Raw genomic sequence first — 17,742 nt, 5'->3', positions numbered from 1 at the left:
GCTTAATCTTCTTTATGTAACTGTATCAAATAATCAAACAGGTTTGTTTCAGTACCAATGCCTAATTTTTTTCGCAGCCGGTAACGGCTGATCTCTACACCACGCACCGAGATATTCATCAGCTGTGCAATTTCTTTTGTGCTTAAATTCATACGCAGGTAAGCACAAAGTTTTATTTCGTTGTTGGTTATAGAAGGATGTGTTTCTTTTAAGCTTACAATAAAATCGCTATGTACTTTATCAAAGTGTTTGGTGAAGTTTTCCCACTCTTTATCCATGTTGTCATCTTCACCTAACGATTTCATCATCTTCTTCAATTCACTGATGGCTTGCGGATTGTCTGTTACTTTCATTACATGCGCCAACTCAGCCTTGATTTTTGTAAGCAGCTCACCTTTTTTTACAAGATGCATGGCAGATGATGCCAACTCGGAGTTTTTAAAGTTGATCTCAACTTCCAGTTTTTCATTGCGCAGCGTTACCAATTCACTTTCTGTTTTACTTCGTTCCAGATCATAGATATATTGCAAACGTTTTTGTTCTTCATCATGTTTGGCCTGTTGTTCTTCAAACTTTTTTTGCTGCCACTTAAACAAGGCATAAACGGCAGTACCAAATAGCAATAAATAAAACAGGTAGGCCCATACTGTTTGATACCAGGGCGGCAACATCTTAAATGCATACACAGCCGCTTCTGATTCATTACCAAGATTATTACGCACTTTCACTTCAAAACTATAACTGCCGGCAGGCAGGTTCGTATATTCTTTTTCTGTACGTTTACTCCATTCGCTCCAGTTATTATCAAAGCCTGTGAGGCGATAACTGTATTCAAGATTCGATTGTAATCCAAACAAGGGCGATGCAAAATCAAAACGGATCGTTTTCCAACTGTTACCCACACTATGAATATCAGCTTTCTCCTGCAACTGTTTTTCATTTACAGCTTTGAAGTAGCCACCAAATAAGAGGCTGTCAGTTTGATTGATAATTCTTACAGCTCGTATCTGCACTCGCAGGTTGGTGGCTGTTTGTTTATACTTCTCGTAGTTGATGTGATAAAAACCCTTTTCCCCACCAAGAAAAATGTTCTGTTCATTTACTGCGTATAGAAATTCAAACCCACTTAACATTTTTGTATTCAGTTCGGGCAAATAAATTACGGTTGGTTCTTTTCCTGAAAAATCAATTACGCCCAATGCTTTTTCGTGAATGAACCAAACATTTCCGGTGGCATCTTCTTTCAGGTATCGAACACTTTGATTACCGATGATCTTTTGATAAAATGCAGAGGGCGCAAACTTTTTTAATTTTTGGTCAAACACATACACGCCTTTTTCTGTTGCAACTACCACTTCATTTTTTACTTTGTAAACATGATTGTCTAAAATTGATGGCAATCCATGTTGATTAGTATAAGTGGTAACGGTATACTTCCCGTTTGCTGATGGAACAGCTTCGTACACACCGTGGTAAGGATGAGAGATCCAGATATGATCATTCTCATCGATCGTCACAAATCTTGATGACTCAACAAAGTTTTGTATGGCATCTGCATAAACAAATTGCCCGTTAATGTAATTGTAGAACTGAAGATTTTTATATGTACCCGAAACAATTTTCTGTGCAGGAAAAGTGGAAGAGAGGGGCACGAAATTCCAAAAACCGGCATCGTTTGAAAAAGGAACAGCTGTGTTATCCTTTATAAGAAAAGCGCCCTCATGATGACCGAGCAGGAGTTGATTATTGATCTCGGCCAAACTCCATGTTTGTCCTTTGGTGTTATTCACGGGTTGAAAATACCCCTTGCTGAAACTGAGATCGTTCATTTGTTGCAGCCCAACACTAAATAATCCATTTGATGTGCCGGTGTAGAGTTTGTTATTATAAAGGATAGCCGTGTAGCCCGAGCCATCCTGTCCAAAAGGAGTAATATGTTTGATGGCGCTGTTGTATGCAATGAAATCGACACCATTATCAAGTCCCAGCCAAAGGTTGCGTTGGTTGTCGAGGAAAATACTCAGCACGTTGTTGTTTTGCAATCCTTCGGTCTTCGAAAAAGTTTGAATAATATTTCCCTTGAGATCAATGATGTAAACGCCGCTGTTATTAGTTGCCAATGCCACCCACTCCTTATTAATAGGAGTAGTTGAGTAAATACGTTCACTTTGAAATAAACTGTTATTTGGAGAAATAAGTTTCGAAAGAGTATTGCCCGTAAAATGGAAAATGCCATTTTTAAGCGTGGTGATTAAAATACTATCCTTGCCAACTGGAAGAATACCTGTAACAGGATCATTTGGAAGCGGACCGCCTGTAACGGGTATTGTTGTCATTACATTATTCTCAAACTGGAGTAATCCATTTACAAAGTCGTGAGCAAACAGGCGGTCGTTACAAACACCCATGTACGACCATTCGGAAACTGCCCTGAAAGTAGCCACGGCCTGGTTGCTGAACTTAAAGATCTTGGTGGAAGTGCGGAAGAATATATCCTTTTTGTAGGCAACGATATCCCACACATCGCCAAAGGATTTGTCTTTTGGCGGAATAAACTCGTTAAGTGCATGATAGGTCAGTCGGCCATTTGACGCCGGAGCAAAATATCCCAGCTCGTCTTGTCCGCCCACATATATTTTATTATCGTTACCGATTTCTACAGACCGGACGATAGTGCGGTTGGGAAGACGATAAAGAGTCCAATACCTGCCATCAAAACTTAATAAACCTTCATTGTTGGCAATGTAGATGATACCATTTTTATCCTGCTTAATATCCCAGTTTTGCAAACCCGCAGCATAGGATTGTTTAGAGTAATTGATAACATCGGGCAGGCCAATGGTGTTCTGACCAAGGCATGTTAAAGGAAAAAGAACGAAGAGCAGCAATTTCTTCATCAGCAGGCATCGTAATTTGAAAGTGAATGTAAAGAAATTTTATTGATGTAGTGTTGATGTAGTAGAAATGCATTGATAATCAATTTGTTGAATTTATTGATGTAGTAATGATGAGGCACTTTATTTCCTAACTGTTGAGGTTGATAATAACTTTAGCTTCTCAATTCCCTTCGATTATTTAATAACTAAAACGATTGCTTTATGAGATGTAAGTACACAATTCTGTGTCTTGTAGTTTTCCTCGGCATTTTTCTGCAGCAGTCTTTCGCACAGAGTTTATCTGTTTCCGGAAGCGTAAAAAACAAAGCAACGGGTGAGCCTTTAGTTGGCGCAACCGTGCAGGTAGAAGGTACAACCACATCTACCTTAACCGATGCTGCTGGCCGTTTCACAATTTCTGCAGCCCGTGGTTCAGTTCTGCTGGTAACTTATACCGGGCTTGCCGATTTCCGTTACACAGTAACCGGTTCTGGTGTTGCTGATATTCAGTTAGACGAAAGCTCTACTGCCAGCCTCGGTGAGGTAGTGGTGGTAGGATACGGTACCCAGCGGGTTACAAAAGTATCAGGCGCCATCTCAACAGTTAAGGCCGCTGATATTGAAAAGCTGAAACCTGTTCGTACAGAAGAAGCTTTACAAGGTCGTGCATCCGGTGTGAGTGTTATTCAGGGCGGTTCACCAGGTTCTAAGCCCACAGTGCTTATCCGTGGTATTCCTTCTTTCTCTGGTGTTGACCCAACCGTTATTATTGATGGTGTGCCACAAACATTAACTGATTTTAATTCTATTAACCCGGCTGATATCGAATCTGTGAACGTATTGAAGGATGCTTCGGCAACAGCTATATATGGTGTAAAAGGTGGTAACGGTGTTATTGTAGTTACTACAAAAGGCGGGCGCAAAAATCAAAAAACTGACATTACTTTCAGTGCCAACTATGGTGTGCAGCAGGTGATGAACACCATTGGGGTGTTGAACGCTACGGAATATGGAGCGATGCTTAATGAAGGTAGTGTTACAGCCGGTGGTAGCCCCATCTTCCCTAATCTTTCAACGCTCGGTGTTGGTACCAACTGGCAGAATGAAGTATTTAAAAATGCTACATTCCAAACCCATAATATTTCTGCAAGAGGCGGTAGTGATAAAATGAGTTATTTCTTGTCTGCCGCATTCCTTAACCAAGGTGGTATTGTTGGTGGTAATGATAAGTCAAGGTTTAACCGTGGTAACTTCACCGCTAATCTTTCATTCGACCTCACGAAGAAATTAAAATTCTTTTTAAATACAACTGCCGTTTTGCTCGACAGCAAAGGTGTGCAGGAAAATTCATTCAACAGTGTGTTGGGTAGTGCGTTGAATTTTGACCCTACAGTTCCTGTTTTAAACACAGTGCCGAATACAGTTGGTAAGTACGGTTTCAGTAACCTGTTGTTATCGGAAATATTTAACCCGCTTACAAAGCTTGACAATACCTATAATAAAAATATTGGTACAAAGCTTTATGGTAAGTTTGAGTTCCAATATACAATCCTGAAAGGGCTTTCTCTTAGCAGCCGCTTTGGTTACACAAAGTATGATGGCAATGCAAAGAGTTTTACACCATTAGTGTTTTACGGTCCGTTGAATGTGGAGAACAGTATGGATGCAAGTGGTGCACAAATAGCCGGCCGTTTCAACAGTGTATCGCACGAGAAAACAAGCAACTTTAATTACACATGGGAAACCTATGGTAATTATAATTTCGAAATTAATAACAAACATAGTTTTGAAACAGTAGCGGGTTTTTCGCTGGCAAGAATTTCAGGCAATGCTGCCGGTGCAAGCAGACAGGATGTGCCATTTAACTCATGGGATTTTGCAGATTTTACAGCAGCAACCGGCAATAATAACGCAACTAACAGTAATGCACTCAGTGGTTATTATTACCAGTATTTCAGGAATAACATTTCTTATTTCACACGTGTTAACTACGATTACGAAAATAAATACTTAGCATCGTTTACTGCCCGCAGAGATGGTTCTTATGCGTTTGGTACGAATAATAAGTTTGCTAATTTCCTGTCGGGTTCTCTCGGTTGGGTAGTAACAAACGAAGATTTCTTTAAATCATCTTTTATTGACTACCTGAAAGTGCGTGGAAGTTATGGTTCAGTAGGTAATGAAAATGTAAACCCACAGTCGGTTCGTATTGTAACAGGTGGTGTAAATACCGGATATGGACCAACAGCTAACACGAATGGTTACACATTCAGCGATGTGCCATTTAATGGTTCCACTGTTAGTTCTGCAGCAAACCCTGGCCTGCGCTGGGAAAAACAATTGCAGATGAATGTTGGGTTTGATCTTACATTCTACAAAAAGAAATTCTCTATTGTTGCTGATTATTTTGAAAAGAAAGTTGACGGTTTATTGTTTACTCCTTCTGCTTCTTTATACCTCGGTACAATTGAAATCCCAACTGCAAACATTGGTTCTACCTCAAGTAAAGGTGTAGATGTGACGTTAGGTTATAACGAAACAATCGGGAAAGACTTTAAACTAACCACTTCTATAAACTTTACCACTTCACGTAACCTGGTTACTGCAACGAATGATGATGGTACTGCAAGAATTCCGGGCGGATTTTATTTCAATGGTCAGTCACAATCTGTAACTGTTTTTGAAAAAGGACAAACACCCGGTTATTTCTATGGATACAAAACCAATGGATTGTTCCAGACCTTTGATGAAATTTCAAAAGCACCAACACAAGCAGGTGCTCAACCCGGAGATATCCGTTTTGTGGATGTGAATGGTGATGGTAAAATTAATGCAGATGATCAAACCAAAATTGGTGATCCGTTCCCTGATTTCACCATGGGTTGGAACCTCGGCTTGGAATACAAAAATTTCGACTTCAACGTGTTTACTTATGCATCAGTTGGTAATGAAGTGTACAGAGCTTATGAGCGGAATGCAAACTTCAGTAACAAATCAAGAGATGTACTTGGCCGCTGGACAGGTCCAGGCTCAACCAACGATGTGCGTTCACCACGTTATTCGTTTACTGATGCCAACAGCAACATACGTGTATCAGAACGTTATGTAGAAGACGGATCATTTGTGAAAATCAAAAACCTGTTGCTCGGTTATACATTCCCTGAATCTGCTACCAGAAAAGTATTCAGCCGTGTGCGTATTTATGTGCAGGTGCGTAACGCATTCACCTTTACAAAATATACCGGTTTTGATCCTGAAATAGCAGGTGGTATCCTCGACACAGGTGTTGATCGTGGTGCATATCCGCAAGCAAGAACCTATTCATTTGGTCTTGACATAAAACTATAACTGGTAACAATAAAATATTTGCAATGAAAAAAATTACAATAAACATCTTAAGCCTGTTTCTGTTTGTAACGTTATTGGCTTCCTGTAAAAAATGGGTTGATTATGATCCAAAGGATGACTTCCTTGTAACTGAAGGAGCTTACCTGGCATCAGAAACCGATTACCGGACAATGGTGGTGAGTGTATACTCTCCGCTTCAATGGATCAACCAGGTAGTACCTATCGGCGATATTGCATCTGACAATGCAGTAAGTGGTGGTGAAAATGCATCGGATGTATTATCACTTCAGCAAATTGACGATTACACACATACGCCGGTTAACTCAACACTGACAGATATCTGGCAATCGGCTTACGAAGGAATTAACCGTGCCAATTATCTCACACAGTATAAAGAGAAGAATATTGCGGGCACTACAATTGACTTTGCAGGAAAAGAAGCTCTTTACGGCGAAGTATATTTTATACGTGCTTATTACTACTTTACTTTAGTTAAAATGTTCGGTGATGTTCCTTTGTTTGTCGACAAGCGTTTAACGCTGGCAGAAAATAAAGCGTTGCAACGTTCACCCAAAGCAGATGTTTATAAACAAATAGAAGCCGACCTTAATGCTGCTGTTGCAGTATTGCCGGCAGTACAAACACAAAAGGGACGCATTACAAAATATGCAGCGCAGGCATTACTTGGCAAAGTGTTGATCTATCAAAATAAGTTTGATGCAGCAGCACCTATCCTCGAAAGTATCATTACAGCTAACGCATTTTCACTTGTTACAAACTTTGCATCAATGTACCTGGCAAGTGGCGAGAACGGTCCTGAATCTGTATTTGAGATACAGTATTCAAATACTTCTCCTTACTATAATTGGGGTGGTGCAACAAGAGGTCAGGGTAATTATGCTGTACAACAATGCGGTGTGCGTGGTTTAAATGGTACAAGTGCTATGCCTTATGCAGCCGGCTGGAGTACGAATCTTCCAACACAAAACTTGGCGAATGCTTATGCAGCAGGCGATCAACGTAAAGCTGCTACAGTACTGGATATTGAAGCCTACAAAAATGCAAACCCTTCATTTAATATTACATACCAGGTGGCACCTTATAAGAATACCGGTTTATATAATCAGAAGTATTTACCACGTAAAGGTGAAACAAGTGGTCAGTTGGAATTAAACTATACAAACAACTTCCGTATCATCCGTTACGCAGAAGTATTATTACTGGCTGCTGAAGCATTCAACCGTTCTTCAACAGCAAATGACACAAAAGCGCAAACTTATCTCAATCTTGTTCGCCGTCGTGCATTCAATGATAATCTTCATGATATCACCGCAACAGGCACTGCACTGCGCCAGGCAATCTGGGACGAGCGCAGATTAGAGTTGGGTATGGAAGGTGATCGCTTCTTTGATCTTGTACGTACAGGACAGGCTGCAACAAAGATCACAGGTTTTGTAGCCGGTAAACATGAAGTGTTCCCAATACCGCAACGGGAAAGGGATATCTCAGGCATCACTCAAAACAACGGGTATTAATTCCAACACATTTAAAAACTGACGATCATGCGTACAATAAAAAATATAATTCAGTTTATGGTCTTACTGCTCGTTATTACGGGTTGTAAACCGGAATTGAATGATGATATTTCATTTCTCAATAGTGCAGCCACGGCTGGTAAGTTGTCGGCACTGTTTGAAATTACACAGGATAACACCGGTAATGTAACCATTACACCAAACGGCGAAGGTGCTGTTTCGTTTGATGTGTATTATGGTGATGCTACTACTGCGCCTGCTAAAGTTCAGGCGGGAAAAAACACCACCCATAAATATGCTGAAGGGGTGTACAACGTAAAAATAGTGGGTTACAATATCACAGGTAAAGCAACTGAAGCAACACAGCAACTCACTGTTTCGTTTCGTGCACCGGAGAATTTAGAAGTAACAGCTGATGTAGACGTAGCGAATAATTTTAAAGTAAACGTAAGTGCAAAGGCACAATACGAAACCATGTTCCGTGTTTATTTTGGCGATGTGCCCAATGAAGTGCCTGTTTCATTTATGGAAGGTGAAACCATCAGTCATACGTATGCAGCTGTAGGAACTTACACAGTAAGAGTGGTGGCGTTAAGTGGTGGTGCAGCAACAACACAGTTTACAAAGGATATAACAATTGTTGATCCTGTGTTGCTGCCCTTAACATTTGAATCTGCAACCTTGCAATATAATTTCATCAATTTTGGCGGCGGTAATGTTACGATCATCGACAATCCTAATAAAACCGGTATTAATACAACGAATAAAGTTGGACGCATGGTGAAGAGTGCACCGGAAGTATGGGGCGGCAGCGTAATTACATTAGGTGCGCCAATTGACTTTTCTGCAAATAAAGTATTCCGTATGAAAGTGTATTCACCAAGAGTGGGTGCAAAAGTGTTATTGAAAGTAGAGAATGCAACTAACAGTGGTATCAATTTTGAAAAAGAAACGGCTACTACAGTTGCCAATGCATGGGAAGATCTTGTGTTCGATTATAATGCAATCAATACGGGAAATTCATACCAGAAAATTGTACTCATATTTGAATTGGGTACAGTAGGCGATGGTTCTGCCAACTTTACATTCCTGTTTGATGATATCCGTTTAACTAATCAAATTCCTACAGTGCCATTAACCTTGCCTGTAACATTTGATAATGCAGCTTTAAATTATGCTGTAACGGATTTTGGAGGCGCAACAACAGTAAATGATGTTGACCCGACAAATGCAGCGAATAAAGTAAAGAAAACAACCAAACCAACAGGTGCTGCTTCATGGGCCGGAACAACAATTGGTGCATACTTTACCTCTAAAATTCCTTTTACAGCAACTGAAACACAAATGAGCATCAGGGTTTATTCTCCTGCTGCCGGTATACGTGTTCGTTTAAAAGTTGAAGACCATACCAATAATGCAAGATCGGTAGAAACAGAAGCAATGACTACTGCGGCAGATACATGGGAAACATTGGTGTTTGATTTCGCCAATCAATCAGCTGGTACTGCAGCGATGAATCTTTCTTACAATTATGATATGGCGAGTGTGTTTTTCAATTTTAATGTAGATGGTGACGGAAAGGTTTTTTATTGGGATGATGTACAATTCCTGGCAACAAACGTTACTCCAAATTATGTTGCACTTCCGCTCGATTTCCAGTCAACTACATTCGGATATAACATCACCGACTTTGCAGGCGGAAATCTTTCAGTGATCAATAATCCGTTTATAAACGCAGGTAACCCAAGTTCAAAAGTTGCACGCATGATCAAAAATGCGGGTGAAGTGTATGCAGGCAGTTTGATCGGTTTAGTAAACCCGATTAATTTTTCTGTAAAGAAGACGTTTAAGATGAAAGTATACTCACCAAGGGTTGGCGCAAAAGTGCTGTTGAAAGTAGAAGGCCCCAATGGTGCTGCATTTGAGATTGAAAAACTGACGACTGTAGCAAATGCATGGGAAGAGATAACTTTTGATTATAGTGCAATTGATGCAGGCCGGTCGTATCAAAGTATCGTTTTGATATTTGACCTTGGTATAATGGGTGATGGTTCAGCAAACTATACCTTTTACGTTGATGATATTTCGCTTAACTAATTTCATAAATCATATATCATGATAAAGAAAATAAATTCTTTCGCACTTGTTTTCCTTGCAGCTGTTGCTTTCCTGGCGGGTTGCGAAAAAAAGGACTACAGCTTTGGCGAATTTAAAACGCCGGCAGATCTTACACTTACAACTGCAATTGCGGGTGCGGATGCAAGTAATCCTAACGGAAACGGCACCGGGAACGTAGTGATTACAACAACTGCAAAAAATGCCATTACTTATAATATTGATTTTGGTGATGGCAAATCTCAAGTTGTGCCATCAGGTACCATCAATTATAAATATAATTCACCCGGTACTGCTGATTATGTTATTACAGTAAAAGCCGTAGGAACAGGTGGCGTTGTGTCTACCATCAGTAAGAAAATAAAAGTGTTTGTTGCATTTGAAATTCCTGCAACCATCCTGCAGAATATAACCGGAGGTACTTCCAAAATCTGGGTTTCGGATAAAGAAGCACCGGGTCATTTTGGTGTGGGGCCTAATGATCAGTTTTCTCCAATCTGGTACGAAGCAGGACCTAATTCAAGAGATGCCTGTTCGTATGATGATGAGATCACTTTTTCGAAAGATGCGAATAACAATATTCTGATGAGCATCGATAATAAGGGACAATCGTTTTCTATTGGAGCTTCTACTGCATTTTATGGATTTGGTGGTGGTGATGCTTGTTTGGGTGTAACCGCATCGGGTACGAAGAAATTAGTGTTCATGGATGCAACCTCTACATCCACACCGGCTAATTCAACAAGAATACAGTTTGATGTGCCTGGTAATGGCTTGATCATTTTTGGTACAGGTGGAAGAACCTACGAGATATTATCTCTTACTGCAACAACAATGCATTTGCGTAACATTGGAATTGATGGCAATGCATGGTATCAGAAATTAAAAGTGAAATCATAATACATGATACGTAACAGTTTAATTGTGTTGTTATCTGCGCTGTCTTTTTTCTCCTGTAAGAAAAAAGGCAGCACTGATAACACCGATGCGGCACCAACAAATCTTACACTCAACGCAGTGATAAGTACAGATAACAGCGGAAATGTTGAATTTACTGCTGCTGCAACAAACGCTGCAACCTACGAGTATGGTTATGGTAATGGTGTTTTTGCACTGGTGCCATCAGGTAAGGTTACCTACAAGTATCCTGCATCTGGAACCTATACCGTTACCGTTACTGCAAAAAGCGCAAGCGGTAAAACTGCATCAAAAACAATTCAGGTTACTGTAACAGTTGGTTTATCGTTGATTTTTAGTGATGAGTTTAACACGAATGGCGCACCTGATCCGGTGAAATGGGGTTATGATATTGGTACAGGTTCGAACGGATGGGGTAACAATGAACAACAGTATTACACAAGCAGATCAGACAATGTAATTGTACAGAATGGTGTTTTGAAAATTACGTTGAAGAAAGAAAACTACAGCGGCAGTTTATACACATCAACTCGTATGCTTACAGCCAATAAATTTTCATTCAAATATGGTATTGTTGAAGTAAAGGCGAAGTTACCTGCAGGTGGTGGCACATGGCCAGCTATCTGGATGTTGGGTGCAAACATCAACACAGCCGGTTGGCCTGCATGCGGTGAAATAGATATTATGGAACACAAGGGAAATGATCTCAACCGCATTTTCGGAACACTTCATTATCCCGGCCGTTCAGGTGGTAATGCCGATGGAAGTTCACGAATCATCAGCAATGCATCAACTGAGTTTCATATTTATAAGGTTGAGTGGACCGCTGCAGCAATTAAAATTTATGTTGATGATGTGTTGTTTCATACGGTTGCCAATTCAACAGCTATTCCGTTCAATCATAATTTTTTCATTATCATGAACGTAGCCATGGGCGGAACATTTGGTGGTGCGGTTGACCCGAATTTCAACAGTGCATCTATGGAAGTTGACTATATACGGGTTTATCAATAATAATCATATAGCAGAAGGGGAGTTGAGAGTACACCCCGTAATCAATAGCAAAAGTGAATCATGTTTTTTTATTGAATCAAATATCTTTCACTTTTCTTCTCTTTATCCTTACACATTAATAAGTTATTTATGAAAACATATATCGTTCGGCTTGCTGCATTGTTGTTTGTTTTTGGGCTGACAATTACGTCTCAGGCACAAAAAAAACAGAAGCTTGTTTGGGCTGATGAGTTTAATGCAAATGGCTTGCCCGATACTACGAAGTGGAATTATGATACTGGACGAGGCTGCCCCGATAATTGCGGGTGGGGAAACAATGAGCTGCAGTATTACACACAAAAGCGAAAAGAAAATGCCCGGGTGGAAAATGGCAAACTCATTATAGAGGCACATAAAGAAAAATTTCAGGATGCCAATTACACATCTGCACGTTTAGTATCAAAGGGCAAAGGTGATTGGAAGTATGGACGTATTGAAGTAAAAGCAAAACTTCCTGCAGGTCGTGGTATGTGGCCTGCTATCTGGATGTTACCAACCAAATGGGAATATGGTGGCTGGCCTCACAGTGGAGAAATTGATATTATGGAAAATGTTGGCTACTGGCCCGATTCATTATTTGCAACTGTTCATACCGGTGCATTTAATCATGGCCAGGGTACACAGGTAGGTACAGCAATTTCAGTAAACGATCTTTCTACTGCATTTCATGTATACGCTATTGAATGGATGGCTGATAAAATTATTTTCCTGCTCGATGGAAAGGAATATCATCGCTTTAATAATAGTAAGCAAGGCAGTGCCGCATGGCCTTTTGATAAAGAGTTTCATTTACTGCTGAACATTGCAGTTGGTGGTAATTGGGGCGGGAAGTTTGGTGTGGATGACAGCATCTTCTCCCAACGAATGGAGATCGATTATGTTCGGGTATATCAATAATAGTAAACGATAGTTTTAACTCTTAATCAACACCAGATCATGAAACGTGTTGCACTCTTACTCTGCTTTTCTTTCAGCTCAGCAGTTTTATTTGCACAGGTAACCAACGAAGTAAAGATGAATCGCTTTCTCGATTCATTGATACGCTTAATGACACTAGAAGAAAAGATCGGACAAATGAATCAATACAGCAGCGACTTTGCTGTAACAGGTCCTATTACAAAAGATGGCGATAAGCAAACGCAGGTACGCAAAGGAATGATTGGTTCATACCTGAACGTTACCGGTGCTGAACGTACACGTTCCTTGCAGGAAATTGCGATGCAATCACGTTTAAAAATTCCGTTACTGTTTGGACAGGATGTGATCCATGGTTACAGAACAATTTTTCCATTACCATTGGCAGAAGCTGCAAGTTGGGATTTGGAAGCCATTGAACTCAGTGCTCGCATTGCAGCTATTGAAGCAAGTGCGGCTGGTATTCACTGGACCTTTGCTCCAATGGTTGATATTGGCCGTGACCCACGTTGGGGACGTGTAATGGAAGGTGCCGGTGAAGATCCTTATCTCGGTTCGTTAATTGCGAAAGCGAGAGTAAATGGTTTCCAGGGAAAAGGTTTTGGAAATACAGATGCAGTGCTGGCTTGTGTAAAACATTTTGCTGCTTACGGTGCAGCTGTTGGCGGGCGAGATTATAATTCAGTTGATATGAGTCCACGCATGTTGTATGAAACTTATTTGCCGCCGTTTAAAGCAGCAGCAGAGGCAGGTGCAGCAACATTCATGAATTCATTTAACGATCTGAATGGTATACCGGCAACGGGTAGCCGTTTTTTGCAGCGTGATATATTAAAAGGACAATGGAAGTTCAAGGGATTTGTGGTGAGCGATTGGGGCAGTGTGGGTGAAATGGTGAATCATGGTTATGCAAAAGATAATTATGAAGCGGCTATGCTTGCTGCAAATGCAGGTAGTGACATGGACATGGAAAGCCGTGCATACGTCCAGCATTTACCACGCTTGGTACGAGAGGGAAAAGTAAAGATGAGTGTAGTTGATGATGCACTACGTCGTATACTTCGCAAAAAATATGAATTGGGTTTGTTTGCAGATCCTTATAAGTTCAGCAATGTGCAAAGGGAAAAAGAACAATGGAATAATCCGCAACATCTTGCCGCATCAAAAGAAGTGGCGGCGAAAAGTATTGTGTTGTTGAAGAATGAACAGCAAACTTTGCCTCTTTCAAAACAAACAAAAAAGATTGCTCTTGTTGGTCCATTGGTGAAAGCAATAAAAGAACATCTCGGTTTCTGGAGTTATGATTGGGATGATGATTCTGCACGTGTGCCGAGTCTTTATCAATCTATTCAGAACAAAATTGGGAACAATACGCAGCTGCTTTATGCAAAAGGTTGTGAGTTGACAGACAGCAGTCGTTCCGGTTTTGCAGCAGCCGTTGATGCAGCCAATCAGAGTGATGTTGTAGTGATTTATGTGGGTGAAACAAGAAATATGAGCGGTGAAGCAAAGAGCCGTAGCAATATTCATTTGCCCGGTGTGCAGGAAGAATTAATCAAAGCAGTTGCAGCAACAGGCAAGCCAGTAATTGTATTAATTGCAGCCGGTCGTCCATTGGTGTTTAACTGGACAGCAGAACATGTGCCTGCTATTCTCTACACCTGGTGGTTAGGTACAAAAGGTGCTGATGCAATTGCTGATGTATTGTTTGGTGATTATAATCCTTCGGGTAAGTTACCAATGACCTTTCCACGCAGTGAAGGGCAGATACCTGTTTACTATAATCATTACAACACAGGTCGCCCTGCAAAAACGGAGACTGATTTTAACTACGTATCGGCATATACCGATCTGCGCAACAGCCCGCAATATCCATTTGGCTTTGGATTAAGTTACACAAAGTTTCAATACAGTGATATTCAATTAAACAAGCTGGCGATCAAGCCCGGCGAAACATTAACAGCAACTGTTACAGTTACCAATAATGGTAATTATGATGGGGAAGAAGTGGTACAGTTGTACATCCGTGATGTTACTGGCTCTGTTGTTCGTCCGGTAAAAGAATTGAAAGGTTTCAAAAAAATAAAGATCAACAAAGGAGAGAGTAAGCAAGTACAGTTTACACTTACCGCAAATGATCTTCGTTTTTACAACGAACGGTTACAATACATTTACGAGCCGGGTGAGTTTAGATTATTCATCGGTGGCAACAGTCGTGATCTGCAGGAAGCGAAATTCGAATTGAAAAAATAAGAAAAGCAATCAGTATCATAGCAGCAAAACAAAACCCTTTCAATCTTGAAAGGGTTTGTTGTCTTTAGCGTTTCGCCAGATCGGCTTTTTTAAAGATAGATCTTACTGCGGCATCAATTTCTTTCGAACTGATATTTCTGTTGCTCACTTCATCAGTAGCCCAACCCTGCCATACTGTTTTACCGCTCCTGGCATCAATCATGTTCACTGTAATTGTTCCCTCTTTAATGGTTCGTTCGCTACGGTCGTAGCCAATAAACTGCGAAGGATAATTTACAATAAAGTAACGTCTGTAATAAGGGCTATAGAATGTTCTGTAGAACGGCTGCGAATAAACCGGATCGTTATTCTGTACAGTAGAACGTTCTACCAACAGATCATAACTTAATAAAATATCCGGGCGGCGTTTTGTTTCACTCCATCCTGCTTTTGTTAACTCCTTATTTACTGCAGCACGGATATTTGATTCCGCAATATCATTATTGTTACGATCATTACGTCCTTCCCCATCTTTATCAACCCATGCAAAGGTTTTGTAATCGGAAAAGTTAAACGCCTGATCTTTTTCAATATGTGCTGCTGGTCCGCAACCTGCCAGTATAAGTAAGAAAACCGGTAAAAACATCCATCTGCTCACATGCTTTTTCATAGTACCTCCATTGTTTTAATAGTATGTTCAATTAACGTACCATAGATGGTGCAGGCAGTTGCAGGTTTACTAAAGCATTGTGAAAACCTGAATTGGTAAAATCTTTATTTAACAGTTTAATGGCTATAATACTAAGTGAATGGAGCTTGACATCCAGGTACCTGAAACGTATTTTGCTTCACCATGAACGTCAGGATAGAAAATGCAGTGTACAAAACAGCTTTTGAATATACAGATGTGCCGGTAACTAAAATGCGAATATTTATTTGTGCTTCACGGTCTTCATCTGTATCACATCTACCAAAAAAGCAAAGGCCATCGAGAAATAAATATAACCTTTTGGAATTTTAAACTGGAATCCTTCTGCCAGCAGCGATACACCGATCATCATTAAAAAACATAGAGCCAGAATTTTGAACGATGGATGTTTGTGAATAAAATCGCTGATGGGTTTTGACGCAACGAGCATAATGATCACCGTTACAATAACGGCTGTGTACATCACCCATAATTCATTGACCATACCAACAGCCGTAATGATCGAGTCAACAGAAAAAACAAGATCAAGGAGAATTACTTCTCCCAATAATTTACTAAAACTGCTTTTAACAGGAATACGTGGTGTTTCTTCTGAAGCAATTTCTGATTTGTGATAAATTTCTTTTGTGCTTTTGTAAAGTAAGAATAAACCACCCACGATCAGGATCAGCGATTTACCGGAGAATGCAATATTGAACCAGGTAAATAAGGTTTGGTCAAGTCGAAGTATCCATGATATTACAGCGAGCAATAGTAACCGCATGATCATGGCTAACCCAATACCCCAATAACGAAGTTTGTTCCGTTGGTCTTCAGGCAACTTATCAGCCAGTATGGAAATAAAGATGATGTTATCAATTCCAAGAATTACTTCCAGTGCAATAAGCGAAATAAGTGCAATGATTGTTTCTGACATGGTTGATGGATTATTGCTTTAAGATAAGTAATTTAACATAAGCCGTGATGTTGAGTGGAACTTAATCACTGAGTAGCATTACACATTCACTTCTTCAATGCTTCACGCACTTTCGGCGCAATCTTCATTCCGAAGATCTCAATCGATTTCATGAGCGATGCGTGCGATGGTCCGCCCACATCCATATGTGCGGAGAAACGTGTTAAGCCAAACAGTTCCTGCATCTGTAATATTTTATCAATTGCTTCATTGGCATCTCCAATGATCAACGCACCATCTTTACCCCTTCCAAAGTCATATTGATTACGTTGATAAGGCGGCCAGCCACGACTGCGGCCAACACGATCCATTTGCCCGGCATATAAAGGATAATATTCATCCGCTGTTTGCTTGCTGTTCTCTCCAAAGAAACAATGCATGTGTACGCCCACTTCAAATTTATTTGTATCGTGTTCAAAATGTTGATACACTTTTTTATAATAGTCGAACAGTGGTTGAAACTGCACCGGACTTCCTCCAATAATGGCAAAGATCACAGGCAAGCTGGCTTTACCTGCACGCAACACAGATTCAGGTGTGCCGCCTACTGCCACCCAAATGTTGAGCCTTTCATTAAAAGCACGAGGCAGTATTTCCTGGTTGTTTAAAGCAGCACGGTATTTTCCTTTCCAGGTAATGGGATTTTCATTATTTATTTTTTGCAGCAGTTCTAATTTTTCTTCGAACAACCCATCGTAATCGTTCAGGTTGTAACCATACAACGGAAACGATTCAATAAAACTTCCTCTGCCTGCAGTGATCTCGGCACGTCCATTACTCAGTTGATCGATGGTTGCAAACTGCTGATAAACTCTTACGGGATCGGCCGAACTTAAAACGGTTACGGCACTGCCCAGTTTGATATTCTTTGTAACAGTTGCAGCGGCGGCTAAAATAATTTCAGGTGTAGATACAGCATAATCAGGGCGGTGGTGTTCACCAATACCATAGAAATCGAGACCCAATTCATCCATGAGTTTTATTTCTTCGATGAGTTCCAGCAATCGCTGTCCCACAGGTAGTACTTTCCCATTTTTATCATAATGATTATCGCCAAACATGCCCACGCCTAATTCCATAGAATTT

The 17,742-nt window shown here is 40.4% G+C and carries 11 protein-coding genes; 7 read left to right on the top strand and 4 right to left on the bottom strand.

What is annotated here, in order from left to right; translation table 11 throughout:
• Positions 1-2: 2 nt before the first annotated feature.
• A complete protein-coding gene (locus tag VK159_RS15830) occupies positions 3-2,897 on the bottom strand; it encodes a ligand-binding sensor domain-containing protein (protein WP_324231134.1) in 2,895 nt (964 codons plus the stop codon).
• A gap of 201 nt (positions 2,898-3,098) precedes the next feature.
• Here VK159_RS15830 and VK159_RS15825 point away from each other — a divergent pair, with 201 nt between their 5' ends.
• The 7 genes from VK159_RS15825 to VK159_RS15795 all read left to right on the top strand — a co-directional run bounded on the left by VK159_RS15825 (position 3,099) and on the right by VK159_RS15795 (position 15,013).
• Entirely contained in the window at positions 3,099-6,224 is a 3,126-nt protein-coding gene (locus tag VK159_RS15825; RefSeq protein WP_324231133.1) for a TonB-dependent receptor, read from the top strand.
• 23 nt (positions 6,225-6,247) lie between these two features.
• Complete coding sequence (locus tag VK159_RS15820; protein ID WP_324231132.1) at positions 6,248-7,759, top strand: RagB/SusD family nutrient uptake outer membrane protein; 1,512 nt, start codon at positions 6,248-6,250, stop codon at positions 7,757-7,759.
• Between the two features lie 27 nt (positions 7,760-7,786).
• A complete protein-coding gene (locus tag VK159_RS15815; protein WP_324231131.1) occupies positions 7,787-9,856 on the top strand; it encodes a PKD domain-containing protein in 2,070 nt (689 codons plus the stop codon).
• A gap of 18 nt (positions 9,857-9,874) precedes the next feature.
• A complete protein-coding gene (locus VK159_RS15810) occupies positions 9,875-10,774 on the top strand; it encodes a PKD domain-containing protein (protein WP_324231130.1) in 900 nt (299 codons plus the stop codon).
• A gap of 3 nt (positions 10,775-10,777) precedes the next feature.
• Entirely contained in the window at positions 10,778-11,806 is a 1,029-nt protein-coding gene (locus tag VK159_RS15805) for a family 16 glycosylhydrolase (RefSeq protein WP_324231129.1), read from the top strand.
• A 129-nt stretch (positions 11,807-11,935) separates the two neighbouring features.
• Positions 11,936-12,742 carry a glycoside hydrolase family 16 protein gene (locus VK159_RS15800; RefSeq protein ID WP_324231128.1) on the top strand — a complete coding sequence of 269 codons (807 nt, stop codon included), beginning with the start codon at positions 11,936-11,938 and terminating at the stop codon, positions 12,740-12,742.
• A gap of 39 nt (positions 12,743-12,781) precedes the next feature.
• The gene (locus VK159_RS15795; protein ID WP_324231127.1) at positions 12,782-15,013 is read left to right on the top strand and encodes a glycoside hydrolase family 3 N-terminal domain-containing protein; all 2,232 of its coding nucleotides are present in this window, start codon (positions 12,782-12,784) and stop codon (positions 15,011-15,013) included.
• Between the two features lie 64 nt (positions 15,014-15,077).
• On the opposite strand, the gene VK159_RS15790 is transcribed toward VK159_RS15795, so the two are convergent.
• The 3 genes from VK159_RS15790 to VK159_RS15780 all read right to left on the bottom strand — a co-directional run bounded on the left by VK159_RS15790 (position 15,078) and on the right by VK159_RS15780 (position 17,735).
• Positions 15,078-15,662 (bottom strand): DUF4136 domain-containing protein, encoded by a 585-nt coding sequence (locus VK159_RS15790; protein WP_324231126.1) that lies wholly within the window; start codon positions 15,660-15,662, stop codon positions 15,078-15,080.
• Between the two features lie 262 nt (positions 15,663-15,924).
• Positions 15,925-16,617, bottom strand: a complete 693-nt coding sequence (locus tag VK159_RS15785; RefSeq protein ID WP_324231125.1) for a TerC family protein — start codon at positions 16,615-16,617, stop codon at positions 15,925-15,927.
• 86 nt (positions 16,618-16,703) lie between these two features.
• Positions 16,704-17,735, bottom strand: coding sequence for an LLM class flavin-dependent oxidoreductase (locus VK159_RS15780; RefSeq protein WP_324231124.1), 1,032 nt, complete (start codon positions 17,733-17,735; stop codon positions 16,704-16,706).
• Between the last annotated feature and the right edge of the window lie 7 nt (positions 17,736-17,742).

This window comes from Lacibacter sp., assembly GCF_035299325.1.
GTDB lineage: Bacteria > Bacteroidota > Bacteroidia > Chitinophagales > Chitinophagaceae > Lacibacter.
Note: the sequence above shows the minus strand (reverse complement) of the source record. Positions and strands in the feature narration are given on the sequence as shown.

Coding starts and splice junctions, on each gene's coding strand:
- VK159_RS15830 (WP_324231134.1), bottom strand. CDS start 2,897: ATGAAGAAATTGCTGCTCTTCGTTCTTTTTCCTTTAACATGCCTTGGT.
- VK159_RS15825 (WP_324231133.1), top strand. CDS start 3,099: ATGAGATGTAAGTACACAATTCTGTGTCTTGTAGTTTTCCTCGGCATT.
- VK159_RS15820 (WP_324231132.1), top strand. CDS start 6,248: ATGAAAAAAATTACAATAAACATCTTAAGCCTGTTTCTGTTTGTAACG.
- VK159_RS15815 (WP_324231131.1), top strand. CDS start 7,787: ATGCGTACAATAAAAAATATAATTCAGTTTATGGTCTTACTGCTCGTT.
- VK159_RS15810 (WP_324231130.1), top strand. CDS start 9,875: ATGATAAAGAAAATAAATTCTTTCGCACTTGTTTTCCTTGCAGCTGTT.
- VK159_RS15805 (WP_324231129.1), top strand. CDS start 10,778: ATGATACGTAACAGTTTAATTGTGTTGTTATCTGCGCTGTCTTTTTTC.
- VK159_RS15800 (WP_324231128.1), top strand. CDS start 11,936: ATGAAAACATATATCGTTCGGCTTGCTGCATTGTTGTTTGTTTTTGGG.
- VK159_RS15795 (WP_324231127.1), top strand. CDS start 12,782: ATGAAACGTGTTGCACTCTTACTCTGCTTTTCTTTCAGCTCAGCAGTT.
- VK159_RS15790 (WP_324231126.1), bottom strand. CDS start 15,662: ATGAAAAAGCATGTGAGCAGATGGATGTTTTTACCGGTTTTCTTACTT.
- VK159_RS15785 (WP_324231125.1), bottom strand. CDS start 16,617: ATGTCAGAAACAATCATTGCACTTATTTCGCTTATTGCACTGGAAGTA.
- VK159_RS15780 (WP_324231124.1), bottom strand. CDS start 17,735: ATGGAATTAGGCGTGGGCATGTTTGGCGATAATCATTATGATAAAAAT.